18 protein-coding genes are annotated in these 16,897 nt (G+C 45.0%); 10 read left to right on the top strand and 8 right to left on the bottom strand.

The annotated features are described in order from the left end of the window. Positions 1-89: 89 nt before the first annotated feature. Complete coding sequence (dctP, locus tag Q1Q15_RS05730) at positions 90-1,142, bottom strand: TRAP transporter substrate-binding protein DctP (protein ID WP_300457563.1); 1,053 nt, start codon at positions 1,140-1,142, stop codon at positions 90-92. 823 nt (positions 1,143-1,965) lie between these two features. On the opposite strand from dctP, the gene Q1Q15_RS05725 reads away from it, so the two are divergent. From Q1Q15_RS05725 to Q1Q15_RS05695, 7 genes are all read left to right on the top strand, one after another. Further along, positions 1,966-3,486 (top strand): cyclic nucleotide-binding domain-containing protein, encoded by a 1,521-nt coding sequence (locus Q1Q15_RS05725; protein ID WP_300457562.1) that lies wholly within the window; start codon positions 1,966-1,968, stop codon positions 3,484-3,486. Positions 3,487-3,511: 25 nt separating this feature from the next. After that, positions 3,512-5,182, top strand: coding sequence for an HD domain-containing phosphohydrolase (locus Q1Q15_RS05720; protein ID WP_300457561.1), 1,671 nt, complete (start codon positions 3,512-3,514; stop codon positions 5,180-5,182). Positions 5,183-5,463: 281 nt separating this feature from the next. After that, positions 5,464-6,213, top strand: coding sequence for a flagellin (locus Q1Q15_RS05715; RefSeq protein ID WP_300457560.1), 750 nt, complete (start codon positions 5,464-5,466; stop codon positions 6,211-6,213). Positions 6,214-6,418: 205 nt separating this feature from the next. After that, positions 6,419-6,859 (top strand): hypothetical protein, encoded by a 441-nt coding sequence (locus Q1Q15_RS05710; protein ID WP_300457559.1) that lies wholly within the window; start codon positions 6,419-6,421, stop codon positions 6,857-6,859. Between the two features lie 29 nt (positions 6,860-6,888). Then, the gene (locus tag Q1Q15_RS05705) at positions 6,889-7,479 is read left to right on the top strand and encodes a sigma-70 family RNA polymerase sigma factor (RefSeq protein WP_300457558.1); all 591 of its coding nucleotides are present in this window, start codon (positions 6,889-6,891) and stop codon (positions 7,477-7,479) included. 13 nt (positions 7,480-7,492) lie between these two features. Beyond that, positions 7,493-7,963 (top strand): zf-HC2 domain-containing protein, encoded by a 471-nt coding sequence (locus Q1Q15_RS05700; protein ID WP_300457557.1) that lies wholly within the window; start codon positions 7,493-7,495, stop codon positions 7,961-7,963. Positions 7,964-7,979: 16 nt separating this feature from the next. Then, a complete protein-coding gene (locus Q1Q15_RS05695; RefSeq protein ID WP_300457555.1) occupies positions 7,980-8,435 on the top strand; it encodes a hypothetical protein in 456 nt (151 codons plus the stop codon). A gap of 62 nt (positions 8,436-8,497) precedes the next feature. Here Q1Q15_RS05695 and Q1Q15_RS05690 read toward each other — a convergent pair whose 3' ends face one another. Then, entirely contained in the window at positions 8,498-9,112 is a 615-nt protein-coding gene (locus Q1Q15_RS05690; RefSeq protein ID WP_300457553.1) for a LysE family translocator, read from the bottom strand. A 155-nt stretch (positions 9,113-9,267) separates the two neighbouring features. Next, on the bottom strand, positions 9,268-10,116 hold the full coding sequence (locus tag Q1Q15_RS05685; protein ID WP_300457551.1) for a pirin family protein: 849 nt from the start codon (positions 10,114-10,116) through the stop codon (positions 9,268-9,270). Between the two features lie 306 nt (positions 10,117-10,422). On the opposite strand from Q1Q15_RS05685, the gene Q1Q15_RS05680 reads away from it, so the two are divergent. Then, positions 10,423-10,890: a YbaK/EbsC family protein gene (locus Q1Q15_RS05680; RefSeq protein WP_300457549.1), complete on the top strand. Its 468-nt coding sequence runs from the start codon at positions 10,423-10,425 to the stop codon at positions 10,888-10,890. Positions 10,891-11,216: 326 nt separating this feature from the next. Here the strand turns inward: Q1Q15_RS05680 and katG are convergent, their stop codons facing one another. Both katG and Q1Q15_RS05670 read right to left on the bottom strand, forming a co-directional pair. Further along, positions 11,217-13,430, bottom strand: coding sequence for a catalase/peroxidase HPI (katG, locus tag Q1Q15_RS05675; RefSeq protein ID WP_300457547.1), 2,214 nt, complete (start codon positions 13,428-13,430; stop codon positions 11,217-11,219). A gap of 77 nt (positions 13,431-13,507) precedes the next feature. Further along, on the bottom strand, positions 13,508-13,951 hold the full coding sequence (locus Q1Q15_RS05670; protein WP_300457545.1) for a transcriptional repressor: 444 nt from the start codon (positions 13,949-13,951) through the stop codon (positions 13,508-13,510). Positions 13,952-14,096: 145 nt separating this feature from the next. Here Q1Q15_RS05670 and Q1Q15_RS05665 point away from each other — a divergent pair, with 145 nt between their 5' ends. Both Q1Q15_RS05665 and Q1Q15_RS05660 read left to right on the top strand, forming a co-directional pair. Continuing rightward, positions 14,097-14,504, top strand: a complete 408-nt coding sequence (locus tag Q1Q15_RS05665) for a threonyl-tRNA synthetase editing domain-containing protein (RefSeq protein ID WP_300457543.1) — start codon at positions 14,097-14,099, stop codon at positions 14,502-14,504. Between the two features lie 9 nt (positions 14,505-14,513). Beyond that, complete coding sequence (locus Q1Q15_RS05660) at positions 14,514-15,215, top strand: 50S ribosomal protein L11 methyltransferase (RefSeq protein ID WP_300457541.1); 702 nt, start codon at positions 14,514-14,516, stop codon at positions 15,213-15,215. 105 nt (positions 15,216-15,320) lie between these two features. Here the strand turns inward: Q1Q15_RS05660 and Q1Q15_RS05655 are convergent, their stop codons facing one another. The 3 genes from Q1Q15_RS05655 to Q1Q15_RS05645 are packed head-to-tail and all read right to left on the bottom strand — an operon-like array spanning position 15,321 to position 16,886. Beyond that, positions 15,321-15,725 carry a CBS domain-containing protein gene (locus Q1Q15_RS05655; protein WP_300457539.1) on the bottom strand — a complete coding sequence of 135 codons (405 nt, stop codon included), beginning with the start codon at positions 15,723-15,725 and terminating at the stop codon, positions 15,321-15,323. Positions 15,726-15,754: 29 nt separating this feature from the next. Beyond that, on the bottom strand, positions 15,755-16,102 hold the full coding sequence (locus Q1Q15_RS05650; RefSeq protein WP_300457537.1) for a P-II family nitrogen regulator: 348 nt from the start codon (positions 16,100-16,102) through the stop codon (positions 15,755-15,757). Beyond that, positions 16,092-16,886 (bottom strand): DUF1538 domain-containing protein, encoded by a 795-nt coding sequence (locus Q1Q15_RS05645; RefSeq protein ID WP_300457535.1) that lies wholly within the window; start codon positions 16,884-16,886, stop codon positions 16,092-16,094. The genes Q1Q15_RS05650 and Q1Q15_RS05645 overlap by 11 nt, the downstream gene beginning before the upstream one ends. Positions 16,887-16,897: the final 11 nt, after the last annotated feature.

Below are 16,897 nucleotides of genomic sequence, written 5' to 3'. Positions count from 1 at the left end.
GCCCTTAAGCCGCCTGATGCCAGTCTTTTTATGACCCTGTAATAAATGCTTATTTAGTGCCTGACCGAAAACCCGTGTTTGGGCAAAAACTATTTGACCCCTCTCCATTCTTTGATCATCTGGATCGCTTTTGCAGAGGCAGCATCTCTCGTTGCCACCTCGTCCCAGATTTCATGGGCTATTTTTTTGTGTTTTTCGATGGCTTCCGGTTTTACCCGGCTGACTTTCAGGGTGCCTTTTTCTACCATTTTTTTTGCATTTTCAAATTCTGCACCATACCCTTTTACAGTGGCCGTCCAATAATTCTTTGCTGCTTTTTGCAGGGCTATCTGTAAATTTTCCGGCAAAGACTTCCAGGATTTATCGTTGATGAGCATGTGACCGATGACATGATCGTTGTCTCCGGCTTGTACCCAATAGGGCGCCACTTCATGCCATTTAAGACCGGATATGGCACTGATGTCCCACTGGCTGGCGTCAAGCGTGCCCAGTTTTAATGCCATATAGGCTTCGCCACCGGATACATAGGTCCCTCTTGCACCGATCATGTTGTGGAACTGGGTATAGATTCCCTCGTCCCTGATTTTGACACCTTTCCAATCATCATAGGTATCCAGGGGTTTGGTTGAGAGGACAAACGGTCCGCCATAGGTATGCATATCCAGCCAGTAAAGACCATGTTTTCCATATTCCTGTCGTAACAGGTCGACAAAGCCTTTTTCGTAGTAAAAATCCCGGATGACTTCCCCTTTGGCTGCAAACGTATCTGCTTCGTCTATGGTATAGGCAAACGGGATGCCAAACTCAATTTCTCCCACAGGAACAATGCCGCCCCAGAACGCTCCCATACAGTGCAGGATATCCAGCACACCTCTTTGAGTGGATTCAAACAATTGCTCCAGGGGCACAATCTCCGCATCGGCAAAAACAGAGATCACAAGTTTGCCGTTACTGAATTTTTTTACATCTGCAGCAAATCCCTTTAACAGCTCAAACGAAAGATCGCCATGGGGATACCCGGATTGAAGTTTCCATCGGTATACTTTGTCCCCGGCAAATGAAGAACCAATCGTAAACACACTACAAACGAGTAAAACCATTGAAATGAGTGCCAATTTCTTTAAAATTGTTTTTCCTGTCATTTTTTTCTCCTTACGGTGTTAAATTAATTAAACCTTAATGCGGTATTTATTTTATTTTTTTTCTTTTCTCTGTTCTCATCTGATGCATCGTTTTTTCATGATTACAAACGTCTTGAAACCAATCATAACCTGTTGTAGTCAGCAATTAACCCGGTAATACAAAAAAAGTGCCATCTGTAAAAAAATAAAAATAAAAATATATAACTATCTGTTTTTTAAATAAATTTATATTTAAACATACAAAAATAAACTTGTCATGGGGGCCGGTAGTGTAGGGTAACGTGTTTTTTATTACATTATCGTATTATAAATATTTCATATTTGCATTATAAGAAAAGAACGGTTAACCTGTTTGCGTCAGATTTCTTATTTCATAACCAGACGGTTAAAAACTGCCATAAGGAAAGCCTGACCCCATGTAAAAATAGCCAACTCCTAAAGTTGAGGAATATATAAACCCATCTTAAAAATGGTGTTGATAATTAAAACAAAATTGTAACTTTTAAGAATTCAGGGGACAGGATCTCGGGTGTTTAAATTTACTCAGAGAACATTGATGAAACCCCATTGAAAAATAATGACATACCACCTCTTTTGATGATATTTCATTAAAATCTTTTTGCCAAAAGGGGAGGGTGCCGCCATTTTTTACCGGTAAACCAGTGCTCTTTCCCATCCGACCCATCAAATTATCAAGATGGCCCTGATTTTGCAATACTTTGGACGGATCAATGATTCCAGCAATGACCTCCTGGGATAAGGGCGCTGTCAAATGGCGCTGCCCCCGAAAGAGTTACTTAATTTTTCAAAGAAAGGACGCCTGATGACCTATATTTCTGCTGTGAAAGATTCCACCTGTTGTATTGACAAGGCATTTCAGGAAAAAATGCTCATCAGGGAAATCATGCCCTATTCAAAGGGGTTGAACCTGAAAAAAGGCCAGGACCTGAACATAAGGGACGACATCTCCCGGTCCCTCTATTATATTGAATCCGGTGCCATGGATGTCTCTTATACCATGGATGACACCAAAGTGGTGGTGGCCATTCTGGGGGCCAATGAATTTTTCGGTGAAATCGGTTTTTTTGACGGTATTTCCCGGGTCAGGGATATCAGTGCGGTTGAAAACACCTTTGTAAATGTCTTTCAGGGTGAACTTGTGGATAAAATGCAAAAGGAGGATCCTGAACTCTATGGCCGGTTTATCACCTTTATCACAACGGGTATCTGTAAAAAATTCCGCAACATCTTAACGGAGAGATCCCCCCTGAAAGCCTATGCAGCATCCCTTTCCACGGGCGCCCACAATTTTGTCGAGTCCAAACCCCTGCCTCTGGACTTTTTCAACTCCAGGGAAGGAAGACTCAGCAACCGGATTATTGAAGATCTTAAGGCGGAGCTGTTTAACCTTTCTCTTCGCCTGCAGCAGGAACCAACCGACACAATCCAGGACAAGATTCAATCAGATTTCACGGATGCCATGGATATTTTTTTCAACGAACTGGAAGCCTTCCATCACATCCTTGCGGATTCTGATCTCAAGGATGACGTCTGGGGGTATCTCTTTAAAGAGACCTTTCCTTATTTTATGCGCTCCAGCCTTACGGAAAGAGCTTATTTCAAACCCAATGGATATGCCGGGGACTTTAAGATGATTGAGATGATGTACCAGAACACACCTTCCGGGGATGGAAAAATCGGAAAACTGGTGGATGGGTGGTTGCTCAACCGTCCCCCATGCAGGGCGGTCAGGGGCAGAAGAAAATTTCTGGCCCACATGCTTGAAGAACAGAGCAATCGGGTGCTTCGGCACAAAGACCATGTCAACATCATGAACCTCGCATGTGGGCCCAGTCGGGAACTGTTTGATTTTATCAAAGCCTTTGACCAGGACGACAAGGTGACGGCCACCTGTCTTGACATCGACCCTGAAGCGTTGAAATACACGGATGACATCTCCAGGTCCTTTTCTCACAATGCCACCATCAGGATCATGAAAGACAACCTGATCAAATGGGCCCTGGGTACCTCATCCCAGCACCTGGAAAAACAGGACATCATCTATTCGGGAGGCCTTTTTGATTATCTGGATGAAGACCTCTTCGTGATGCTGGCAAACCGGTGCCATGAATTCTTAAACCCGGGGGGCATCCTCGTAATCGGTAACTTTCAACCCAACCCGGACAAGATATTCATGGACCATTTGCTTGAATGGCGATTGATTTACAGGAACAAGGAAGACCTGATTTCAATATTTTCCAACACTTTTTTTGGCAGCAATGTCGATATCATGATGGAAAAAGAGGCTCAAATCCAGCTTTTTGCCATGGCAATTAAAGAATAACGGCCATGGGTACGATCTATAGGGAATGAAAAAAACCGGCAGTGACTATCAAAACACCCTGGACTTTAAAAATGAGCTATTCCATTTTTTCAACAAACGGCTCTCTCTTCTTTTCTGGGTTGGAATTATCCTTTTCCCAAGCTTTCTGGTGCTGGATTATTTTGTCATCAATGAGTTCTACCATTCTTTTCTGATATACCGGGGAGTGGTATCGGCTGCCCTTTTATGCCTGTTTATCCTACACAAGCATACCTGTGGCAGGCGATATCCGTTTCTTTTTGCCCTTGCCGGTTACATGTGCTGCGGGACCGCTATCTCCCTTATGGTGGTGCAGACCGGTGGATATGATTCGTTTTATTACGTGGGGATGATCTGCGTTGTCGTGGCCTTTGCCTCCATACTCCCATTGAATTTTTACCAGTCCATCGGATCCGGCATCCTCATGTATCTCATGTATCTCGTTCCGGTCCTCTTGTTTAACGAACCTGAAAAAAAAAGCCTCTTGCTGTTCTTTAACAATAATTTTTTCTTTCTGTTTTTTTTCATTGTCAGTGTGATAAAAAGCCGGGAAGATTACAAATCCCGGAAAAAGGAATTTTTGCTGCGAAAAGACCTGGATTATTATGCGGGCCATCTGGAGCAGGAAGTTAAACTGGGCATCCAAAAGTATGCAGACTCAGAACTCAGGTACAAAGCGTTGTATGAAAATATCATGGACAGTCTGGTCCTGATCGATACAAACGGGATCATCATGATGGCTAACCCCCGTTTTTACAAATTGATCAAAGCGAAATCTTCGAAAGAAAAACAGCCTTCCCTCCTGGAGTTTATCCATCCGGAAGATGTGAACGCTGTCAGCAATTTAATGCTCGAACGACTTTTCCAGCATATTGAAATAAGAGATTTTCAATTCCGGATCATTAACAGTAAAAATGAAACCCTCCATGTGGAATGCAGTGCAAGGGCCATGCAGAAAGCCCGTAACGGCATGGGGTATCAACTGGTATTAAGGGATATTTCATCCAGGAAAAAGTTGGAGAAAGATCTGATCACCTCTTTTGACACCTTGAAAAATACCCGGGCCGCCACCATCATGGGGCTTGCCAAATTGACCGAATACCGGGACAATGAAACAGGATCCCACCTTGAAAGAATTCAGGCCTATTGCCGGGTACTGACAACGGAGCTTGGCAACCTGCCCGGATTTCGCCATATAATCAATCGTGAATATATTGAAAACATCTGCCTTTCATCCATTTTACATGATATTGGAAAGGTGGGAATTCCCGATTTAATCCTCCTGAAACCCGGCCGCCTTACCCCGGAAGAGTTCAACATCATCAAAAACCATTGTAGATATGGCGGAGATGCCCTAACCGCCGTTGAATCAAAGATAAATGGCACCTCATTTTTATTACTGGGCAAGGAAATTGCCTACTATCACCATGAAAAATGGAATGGGCAAGGATATCCATTTGCGGTAAAAGGACTTGATATACCGTTATCTGCAAGAATCGTTGCCGTGGCAGACGTCTATGACGCACTCACCTCAAAGCGTGTTTATAAGGAGGCCTACTCCCACAAGACGGCCATGGAGATTATACACAACGAAAAAGGACAGCATTTTGATCCGGATATTGTGGATGCTTTTTCAGCCGGTTCAAACCGGTTTGATGAGATTCGCAGGCAAATTTAACCGGATATCCCATCCCTGGTCCAGGCCGGACGGGTATAAAATACTGACCGTACAAATTTTCTCTTTCTTTTCACAAAAAATGTCAGTACGGTTAAGACACACCTATTACGTCTGGTTATAAAAACATAGGTAATACGCACTGCTTTGATAAAACTTTCCACAATTGTTTTTATCTGGCCTGAAAATTGCTATAAAATTTGTGTTATAAATGAACCAATTGATTCTTTTCAACGATTCCAGCCTTTATGGTTGGAATACAATGCCATATAACGGGAGGTGCCATGTCTTTTTCCATTCATACGAACACGTTAAGCCAGTCTGCAGGGAATGCGTTTAGAACATTTTCCTATGGGTTTGACAGCTCCCTGGAGAAAATATCATCGGGTAAAGCCATTAACCGGGCTTCGGATGACGCATCCGGCCTGGTCATTGCCGACAACCTCAACAGTGCTGCAAACAGCATGGGGCAGCTAAGTCGCAACGCCGTGGATAATATTTCCATGATCCAGATCAAAGAAGCCGCCCTGGGCCAGGCCACCCAGATCATCCAGAGCATTGGTGAAAAAACGGTTCAGGCAGCGTCCGATGCCCAGACAGCTGAAACCAGGAAGGCTATCCAGGCGGATGTGACAGGTTCCCTTGGCGCCTTAAACGACCTTTATCAGAATACCCGCTATAATGGAACGTCCCTTCTTTCTGATGTACCGGGACTGGCAGCGCTTTCAGATATTGATCTCTCTTCTGTTGCGGGGGCGGAAGCAGCCCAGGAAGCGGTTGACTCAGCCCTTGATACCGTCAGTGCTTCCCGGTCAGCCCTGGGCTCAAGCCAGAACCAGCTGGAACGGGAAATTTCCAATCTGAAAGCCCAGGAAATCGCTGCCAGAAGTTCAGAGTCCCAGATCAGGGATGTGGATATTGCAGAAGAGGTCATGAACCTGAACCGGCTGGACCTGCTCAAACAGACATCGGCTTTTGCCCAGAAACAGGCAGGAAACTTGAATACCCAACGGATAGCTGCCCTATTGGGGTAATATACCCTCTGGCTGTTCGCCCCGTTGGCCCGTTTATTCCGGTTGCCGGGTTGTCATACCAGCGACAGCCCGGCAACCGGAATAATATTTAACATGATTCTAAAATTATTTTTGAACATTTTACCTTTCCCGGTGTCAATGGTTAATAGACGCGCAAACGGTTTTAAAATACGTCTTTATTAACCCGAAAAAGGAGAATGGACAAATGAAAAAGATAACCGCCATAACAACTGCAATTCTTTTGTTTGGATGCTTTTCAACCGTATCTGCCCATGCCGGTGCCGCCAGGCGGCATACCGTGGAAGGATTCATGCTGGGTACAGGTGTCGCCATTTTAAGTGCTGCCATCATCAACGGAATACATCGGGATTCAAAGAGGCACTACGCGGAAAGCTACGCCCGCCCAGCCAGACGTCACCCTGCCCGATATGATGATGGCTGCAGAGCTCAAAATCACAGTAAACTCAAATCCCATGGCCCCAGAGGATATTGGGAAATTGAAAAAATATGGATCGCTCCTGTTTATAAGAAAAAATGGAACCCGGGGCATTATAACCGCAAGGGAATATGGGTCAGTGGCAGACATGAAAAATTTTTGATAAAACAAGGCTATTATCGGGAAGAAAAAGTGTGGGTGCGGCGGTAAGATAACACGGCCACAATATGTAATTCACTGTGAACAAACCAGAAGTGACCATGGACAATATTGATGAGCAGACCCTTGTAGAACGACTTAAAAAAGGTCAGCAATGGGCTTTCACAGCTCTTGTCTCCACATACCAGGGCCGGCTGCTGAAAATAGCCTATGGCATCACCCTTGATCGAGAGGAAAGCCTGGAGATCGTGCAGGATGTGTTTGTCAGTGTGTTTAAGAATATTCAGACCTTTCGGCAGGATGCCAGTCTTGCCACCTGGCTTCGAAAAATCACGATTAACCATTGTCTGAACTGGAAACGCAAATGGAAACGAAGATTCAGATGGCATCATGATGCCATTGAATCAGAAAACGATAAATACCTGTTAAATGAAAACAAAAAAGGGAATGATCCGGAAATGCTCTTCCAGGAAAAGCAATTGGAGGAAAATCTGATGCAGGACATCAAAGCCCTGCCGAAAAAAATAAGGCTGGTTTTTGTTTTGAATGCCTTTGAAGGTCTTTCATATGACGAGATTGCCAGGACACTCAAGATCAAAAAAGGAACGGTCAGTTCACGGCTTCACTTTGCCAGAAAAACGCTTATCGCGTCCTTAAAATTGGGTGACTGAAAGGGAAAACCATATGGGAAAAATATGCAACTTATATAAACCCGAAGAAATCAGCCGGTTTGTTGATAACGAACTTCCCCCGGATCACTATCAAAAAATAGCACAACATCTTACCCATTGCAGGGATTGCAACCGCCTTGTTGAACAATACCGATCCATATCACTGGCATTTAACCGCCATGCAGATCAACAAAAATTAATGATTGACCCTGACCAGCTAACCCATAAACTGGCGCTGTCCGTAAAACCGTCACCCGAAAAATCATATAGACCTGTCTGGGGGTACTTTGGTAAAAACATTTATATAAAATTCGCCTCCATTGCTGCCATATTGGTGATCAGCCTTTTTATGTTCCAGGGAGACCTCATGGGGCCGTCAGGACCAAGCGCAATTGTAAAATCTGTTGACACAGATTTTGCTTCGGTTATGATTATTGAAACGCAAAGGGAAAAACATACCATCATCTGGTTTTCAGAAACCTGATGCAAAGAGGGGAAGCATGGGTAAATTGATAAAAATAATATGCCTGGTAGCAGGGCTTTCATTGTTGTGCTGTTTTTCTCAACCAGCCATGGCAGAGAACCGGGTGTTGACGAATGTAAAGGTGATTCATGCTTCAACAACATCAGAAACCGTGGATGCAAGCCTGAAAGACATCATTCCCGAGCTAAGATCGGTATTCAAATATACCTCATACCGGCTCTTAAATGATCAACAAATGAACCTGGGCTTTAAACAGAAAGGCCGGGTAACGCTACCGGGAAAAAGAACCATGATCGTTATGCCGGCTGATATGGAAGGCCGAAGAATTCGATACCAGATCAATATCCTGAAAAACAATCGTTCTGTTTTCCAGACCCGGGTCTTGTTGAGAAACAATAGCAGCATCACCATTGGCGGGCCGCAATTCAAAAATGGGGTCCTGTTGCTGAATATTTCCGGATCAATCCAATAATTTTTTCCTCTGGTGAATGCTCTGGCCAGGGACTCGTGTTTTTCGATTTTGTCGAATTATCCTTATTGCTCTGTCATAGCGAGTTTTATTCCAAGCACTGCAAAGGTGAATGCAAATGAACGTTTTAACCAAATAACAACCCGGGGTGAATTCACTACATACCTGCGAACACCATTTGCCGAAATACCATAGAGTATGAAAACAACTAAAGTCATGGCCATGAACATTAAACTGAGAAAAACCATATTTAAAGCTGGCGATGAAGCATTTGGATTGATGAAAAGAGGTAAGAATGCCAAGAAAAACATGGAAAGTTTTGGGTTGAGAATGTTGATCAAGAATCCTCTTCTAATGATCTGCCATAATCCAATTTTTGAGGAAGGCGAGTCGAATTTTAATGCACCGGTTTCTCTCCACATTGCCCACGCTAAAACCATCAAATAAGCAGCGCCTGCAAATTTGATGACTTGGAATGCCAGAGCACTCATGTGAAGAATAGCAGATAGTCCAAGTATGCTGGCAGATAAGTGGGGGATAATTCCTGCTGTGCAGCCAAAAGCGGCTGCAATACTGGCCCGCCACCCAAGAAAAAGACCATTCGAAATCGTATAAATCACCCCCGTACCGGGTATCAGAACAACTATCAGTGACGTTATCAAAAATTCCGTACTAAACATTTCATTTTCTCCTCAAGTATTCTGTAATCTTTGATGCTCGGGCATAAATAAGTTTACCCGTTTTTTTCTGTTGAACATACAAACATAACAAATTAAAGCTAAAGCCCGAAAGTTGAGTATTCAATAATCCGAAGATCAGATATGTATAATGGGAATTATTTTGTTCGAATAAATCTGCCGTCCTGATACTCCTGAAATGCAATAGTTAATTCTTCCTGGGTATTCATGACAATGGGACCTCTCCAGGCCACTGGCTCCTTTAAAGGTTTGCCCGTGAGCAGCAAAAACCTCAGGGATTTATCAGAAGCGGTTACTGATAAATGATCCCCGCTTTCAAAAAGGACCAGATTGCCATTCTCGATAGCTTTGTTATCAGCAGACCCTTTGCCGCCGATCACATAAATAAAGGCGGTATAGGATGGATCAACCTTATGGGTAAAGGATTGCCCTGGCGGCACGGTACAGTCCAGAAATTCCGGATCAATAACAACGTCATTCATGGGGCCTCGTGCGCCATTAATATTACCAGCAATTACTTTGATTCTGACCCTGTTCTGCACTCGGACCTCAGGAATTTTATCTGCCGTGATATCCCTGTATTTCGGGCGGGTCATTTTCTGGGCTGCTGGTAAATTTGCCCACAGCTGAAAACCGTACATAGATCCGTTTGCATCTCCTTTGGGCATTTCCTGGTGGACAATACCACTTCCTGCGGTCATCCACTGCACATCCCCAGAGGAAATAATCCCTTTGTTGCCCAGGCTGTCGCCGTGTTCCACGTCTCCTTTCATGACATAGGTGATGGTTTCAATACCCCGGTGGGGATGCCAGGGGAACCCTTTCAGATAATGCTCGGGGGTGTCAGACCGAAAATCGTCCAACATAAGAAAAGGATCAAATGTCGGGGCTTCATTGTATCCGAATACTCGATTCAAGTGGACTCCGGCACCTTCCAGGGTCGGCTGACGGGTTAATATTATTTTAATTTTTCTTGCATCTGGCATGACTTTTCTCCTTTTTTATTGACGTTGACTGATATTTCAAATTGAACGGTACAACGGATACTTTAGAAGGAAAATTTCACTATACAGGAAAAAGGATAACCAAATCAAGATGCCATTAAAGTATATTGAGTTGAAATAATTCCCATTCTGATATGGTGCGGACGATCTAAATTTTCAAAAACACCTTCAAAATTAGTTTAACTTTTTGTTAATTTCCCGAAAGAGGGTCACTTTATCCTTGTATACGGTTTTTATATTCACTATATCTTTGAGGGTACGATCGTATTTAAGAATGGAGGTTACCAGATGTCATTACAAGCTGTTATTGAATATTTTTCAGCATACAATATGGATCACCGTGTTATGATTTTAGAAAATTCCATCGCAACCGTAGAAGAAGCTGCCCAAGTCCATGAAGTAGACCCTGATCAGATAGGAAAGACACTATCGTTTAAATTTGACGAGGAACCGATTTTAATTGTTGTTGCTGGAAAAGCGAAGATTGATAATAAAAAATATAAAAACTTTTTCTCCAAAAAAGCCAGGATGCTCAATAAAGAGGAGGCCCTGGAGCATACTGGACATGCAATAGGCGGCATTTGTCCTTTTGGATTAAAGAAAACAATTGACGTTTACCTGGATGTATCACTTAAAAAACACTCGGAAATCATTCCAGCTGCCGGAGACCGGTATTCGTCAATACGATTGACCATAGAAGAACTTGAAAAATATTCAAACTGTAAAGAATGGGTGGATGTCTGCAAATATGATTAGACGTCTGCCACTGCTCCGATACTTTTGAGTGTATTAACAGAATCATCACGGGCACGGACCATATCCCGGAGTGCTTCATCTTCCATGGCGGGCGTATAAACGGCAGTTAGCTTTTCCGTGGCGGCTAAAAGAATAGGCAGGACTAAGCATTTCAGGAAAGAAAGCGCGGCGCTTCAACTTGCAGTGAAACGCCGCGCTCATAGGGTAAAATGGCTTTTGTGCGCATTCAAAACTTCCGTCTAATCCGTGGCATTTATCGCTGCCTGATCATCGGGTCTGCTGTTCAGAATACGCTTTAGAAACCATGGAAGATCTTCATGAGAGGATCAGACGAGGTCAAAGCGGTCAAGATTCATTACCTTGTTCCATACCGCTACAAAGTCCTGCAAGAACTTCTCCTGGCCGTCCCCGCATCCATAGACTTCCGCCACAGCCCGCAGCTGGGAATTCGAACCGAAGATGAGATCGACACGGGTGCCGGTCCACTTGAGGTTGCCTGTTGTGCGATCACGACCCTCAAACACATCCTGGTCTTCCGAGGTTGCCTTCCACGTCGTGCTCATGTCCAGCAGATTCACAAAAAAGTCATTGGTGAGCGTCTCTGGTCGTTTGGTGAAAACACCGTGCTGGGACTTTTTAACGTTGACATCCAGGACGCGCATACCACCAAGGAGAACCGTCATTTCCGGCGCGGTCAGCGTCAGCAACTGCGCACGGTCCACCAGCAGCTCCTCTGCTGATACGCTGTATTTGGTTTTAAGGTAGTTGCGGAATCCGTCCGCAGCCGGTTCGAGCACGTGAAATGACACATCGTCGGTCTGTTCCTGCGTCGCATCCGTGCGTCCCGGTGTAAACGGAACGGTCACTTCATGACCGGCATTCTTTGCCGCCAGTTCAACGCCTGCGCATCCGCCCAGGACAATCAAGTCAGCCAGCGAAACCCTCTTCCCGCCTGACTGCGCACTGTTGAACGCCTGCTGGACTCCCTCAAGGGTCTGCAACACAGTGGCAAGTTGTTCAGGCTGGTTGACCTCCCATCCCTTTTGCGGCGCAAGACGGATACGAGCCCCATTTGCCCCGCCGCGCTTGTCGGAGCCGCGGAACGTGGATGCTGACGACCAGGCAGTCGAGACCAGCAGAGAGACAGACAGGCCCGAAGCAAGGATCTTGGCCTTGAGGTCTGCGATGTCCTGTGCGCCGATCAACTCATGATCGGCTGCGGGCACCGGGTCTTGCCAGATCAGTTCCTCTGCCGGGACCTCCGGGCCGAGATAGCGCGATCGGGGGCCCATGTCGCGATGGGTCAGCTTGAACCACGCCCGGGCAAATGCGTCCGCGAACGCCTCGGGATTCTTGTGGAACCGCTTCGCAATCGGTGCATAGATCTGATCCATCCTCAGTGAGAGGTCCGCCGTGGTCATGAAGGTCGTAACCCGCTTGGACGGATCGTGGGCCGCAGGCGCAAGATCCTTTTCATCCGGATTGACCGGAACCCACTGGTTGGCGCCTGCAGGACTTTTCACCAGATTCCAATCATAGCCGAACAGCATGTCAAAATACCCCATATCCCACTGGGTCGGGTTCGGCGTCCACGCGCCCTCGAGGCCGCTGCTGATCGTATCGTCGCCTTTTCCGCTGCCAAAGCTGCTCTTCCAGCCGAGACCCTGCTCTTCGATGCCGGCAGCTTCGGGTTCAGGACCAACCAGCGCAGCATCGCCGGCACCATGGCATTTGCCGAAGGTGTGTCCACCGGCCACCAGTGCCACGGTCTCTTCATCATTCATGGCCATGCGCGCAAAGGTTTCTCGAACGTCACGGCCGGAGGCAACCGCATTTGGTTCACCGTCCGGGCCTTCCGGGTTCACATAGATCAGGCCCATCTGAACAGCGGCGAGTGGATTTTCAAGTTCCCGGTCACCGGTATAACGGCTCTTGGGCTTGTCGCTCGTAGCCAGCCATTCCTCTTCGCCACCCCAGTAGATGTCTTCTTCCGGCTCCCAGATGTCCTCACGTCCGCCACCAAAACCAAAGGTCTTGAATCCCATGGACTCAAGGGCGCAGTTGCCGGCTAGGATCATGAGATCTGCCCAGGAAATCTTTTTGCCGTATTTCTGCTTGATCGGCCAAAGCAGGCGGCGCGCCTTGTCGAGGTTTACGTTGTCAGGCCAGCTGTTGAGGGGCGCCAGGCGCTGATTGCCTGTCCCTGCACCACCGCGGCCGTCTCCCATGCGGTAGGTTCCTGCACTGTGCCAGGCCATCCGGATGAAGAGTCCCCCGTAGTGACCGTAATCGGCTGGCCACCATTCCTGGGAGTCGGTCATCAGCGCATAGAGGTCCTTCTTCAGGGCTGCAAAGTCAAGTTTTTTGAATTCCTCAGCATAGTTGAAGGCCTCGCCCATGGGATTGCTCATGCGAGAATGCTGATGAAGGATTTTGAGATTCAATTGATTCGGCCACCAATCACGATTTGAGGTGCCACTACCGGCAGTGGGTTTGTCCACCATTCCCGTTACCGGGCACTTGCCATTTCCATTCGACATGTTACCTCCTTATTTTCAGGTTAATAAAAGTTTAATATTACATGATAACAATTGTTGATTATGGGCAAATAAATAGATTAAACTTTCTTTGCCATACAATTGCTGCAAATACCAAAAAAATCCAATCGGTGATTTAGAATTTTAAAATTAGTCGCTGCCGCGACTTCCTTTTGCAGACCTTCCAGACTATCCAGATCTGAATCGACAATTTTTTTACACTTGATACAAATGACATGTGGATGGGGATAAGGCTTATTGCCATCATATCGATTGCTCCCATCCGGAAATCCTAACTCAAGAATTTCACCCAGTGATTTAATTAATACAATATTTCTGTATACCGTGGCAAGGCTCATTGTTGGAAAATCTTTTTTGATTTGATCATAGATATCTTCAACACGGGGATGACCTAAACTTTTGGCAAGAATTTTAACGATAGCCATCCGCTGAGGTGTTATCTTGTGGCCATTATCCCTTAATTTCCGAATAATGATTTCATCTCTTTTTTTATGGTCTGCCAATTGATGTCTCTTTTTTTAAATAATAATAATTATCAATTAACATTTATTATTTTCTTGGTCAACATTAATATAAATTGATTAATTTTTTTTAAACTTGTATGCAGTAATAGTAATGATATCTTTGACATAAAAATAAGGTGACATCGTGAGAGTATTATTCTGGTATTGTGAAAAATTTGCCTGGACACCGACATTAAAAACCCTGAAAAATGTTCCTGCTGCTTTACCGGAGGAGCACAAAAAAGTGGTGGTTGCCTTTATCCATGTGGAACCCAAAGACCTTCAAAATGACAGTTCAGCGGAAACAAAACTTGTAAAAAATGCAAAATGGCTGGCCCGCAAATGGGATGTAACAAAGATCCTTTTGCATTCCTTTACTCATCTGGCAGAAGAGAAGGCTGAACCGGATCAGGCAAAACCCCTTTTGGACCGGGTACAGGAGAGGCTTGTAAAAGCAGACTATGAGGCTTCCCAGACTGCCTATGGGTATTTTAATGATCTTCTCATAGATGCCAAAGGCCACCCCCTTGCCAGAATTTTCAAGGAATTTTAAATAAAAAAGATGATAGAAAAAACCCTTACAAAAATAATTTCAGATTTTATACCGGAAGGGCGGGTTGAAACCACGGTTCTCCCCCAACGAGATGACATATCACTGTATCTATTGAATCCGGATTATCCCGAACACGAATTGAGCAGGGAACAGGGGCTGCGTTTGATGGCGGAACCGCTGTTTTGGGTATTTTGCTGGGCAAGTGGCCAGGCTATGGCGCGATACCTGTTAGACAATCCACAGTTAATCAAGGGTAAACGCGTGTTGGACTTTGGCTGCGGCTCCGGGGTGGCAGCCATCGCCGCTTCGAAAACAGGGGCGGCAAAAGTTTGGGCCTGTGATATAGATCCATATGCAGTTCATGCAACAACGCTTAACTGTCAATTTAATTCAGTTTCGGTTGACGTCATTGAAGACTGGGAAGCCTGTGCAGAAGAGCTGGACATTATTTTAGCCGCAGATGTGCTGTATGACAGGAAAAATCTGACGTTGCTCGATCAATTTACTGCACGGGCGCCTGAAGTTCTTGTGGCGGACTCCAGGGTTAAACAGTTTAACGCCCCTTTTTATCGAAAGATTGCAGAACTCGATAGTTTTACGATCCCTGATTTGGGCGAGCCGGCTGAATTTGGACGTGTGAATATATATCACGCCCATCAGAAGAAAGAATCCAGCGCCTCTATTGATAAGTTTTCTGGACCTCAATTATAAGTGTAACCCGCTTTTGCTATTTTAAAATGGGTTATATGTCTTTGTCTAAATAGACGTAATCTGATCGGATTATTTTTCAGTATTGATAAATTCCATTATTCAGGTTTAAAAAAGATCATTATCTAGAATCAAAGAGGATAGAGAAATCATCCCGACAATTTCCCCTTTATCCTCAACCGGTGCTCTTCGGATACCGGCACGATAAATCAAACGGGCGGCATAGCGAATATCCATATCCGCCGGAACGGTGATAATCGGTTTTGTCATGATTTCATAGACATTCACATCGTCAGGGGAGCGACCCGGTATTATCACCCCTTTAACAAAATCCTGAACAACCAGTATACCCCAGGCATCATTCTCATGCCTTTTCGTGACAAGAAGAGAGAACACTCTTTCAGAACGCATGATGGCAGCAGCTTCCCTGGCTGTAGCCATACCGTCAACGGTCAAAATCTGCTTGTTCATCACGTCCCTTGTGCGAACGATTTTAGTATTGTCTGTTTCCATACCTATTTCCTTTTATAAAAAAGCAGTGTTTAAAAATAATTTTTCCGAACCTCTTGTTTGAATTTTTCCATCTGACTTTCCAGGCCCACAACATGTTCAACCGGAAGCACAAAAGCAATGCCTGTGCCAGGCTTATGGAATTCCCCCGCTTGTTTTATTGAGTCCAGAATTTTAGTAATAATATGCTCTTCAACAAGGAACATGATAATGTCGGTTTGTACCTCCAGGGTGAGACCGAAAAAAGTTTTTGCCTCATGAATACCGGTTCCTCTGGCAGGTATGATCGTTGCCCCGGTGGCCCCTGCCCCTTTCGCGGCATCAACAACCTTATCGGTGATATCCGTCTTTACCGAGGCTAATATAAGTTTAAAGAGCATTTTTTTTCTCCATGTATTTAATTTTGCGTTGAGTTGACCAATTCATTAACTGAGCATACCCCATAACGGCTATAATTGGAAAGAGGCTGGCAAAAGCGATGAGCCCAAAACCGTCCAAAGCCGGATTTCGTCCAGGTACGGTGGCAGACAATCCAAGGCCAAGCGCGGCTACCAGAGGTACTGTAACTGTTGAGGTTGTTACACCACCTGAATCATATGCAAGGGCAATAATATTTTTGGGGGCAAAGATGGTTTGTACAATAACAATCATATAGCCCACAAGAATGTACATATAAAGTGGGGTGCCTGTGACAATCCGAAACGTTCCAAGGCTGATTCCAAAAGCAACACCTATAGCAACTGTGATTCTTAACCCCCATTGCTTGATAGTCCCGGCAGATACCTCGTTGGCTTTAAAAGCCACTGCAATAAGAGATGGCTCAGCAATGGTGGTTGCAAAACCGATCATGGCTGCAAACAGATAGACCCATCCATATTTCGTCCAGTCCGCCTGGGTAACTATTTCTCCCGGACCATAAATAAAGGCCGGATCCGACAACTGCGTCGCCATAATATTCCCAAGAGGGAAAAGTGCTTTTTCAAGTCCTGCCAGAAACAGGGCAAGTCCAATGACAACATAGACCCCACCCACAATAAGACGACGCAGATGAGGGATTGGCTGTCGCAACACCAGGAGCTGAAAACTGACAATAAGAATAATAATCGGCAATACATCTCTACATGTTGCTATCAATATTTTGCTGAAATCATATATGAAGTCCACGAATACAGGCT

This window comes from Desulfobacula sp., from assembly GCF_030145145.1.
Taxonomy (GTDB): Bacteria; Desulfobacterota; Desulfobacteria; order Desulfobacterales; family Desulfobacteraceae; genus Desulfobacula.
This window is presented reverse-complemented; position numbering and strand designations above follow the sequence as displayed.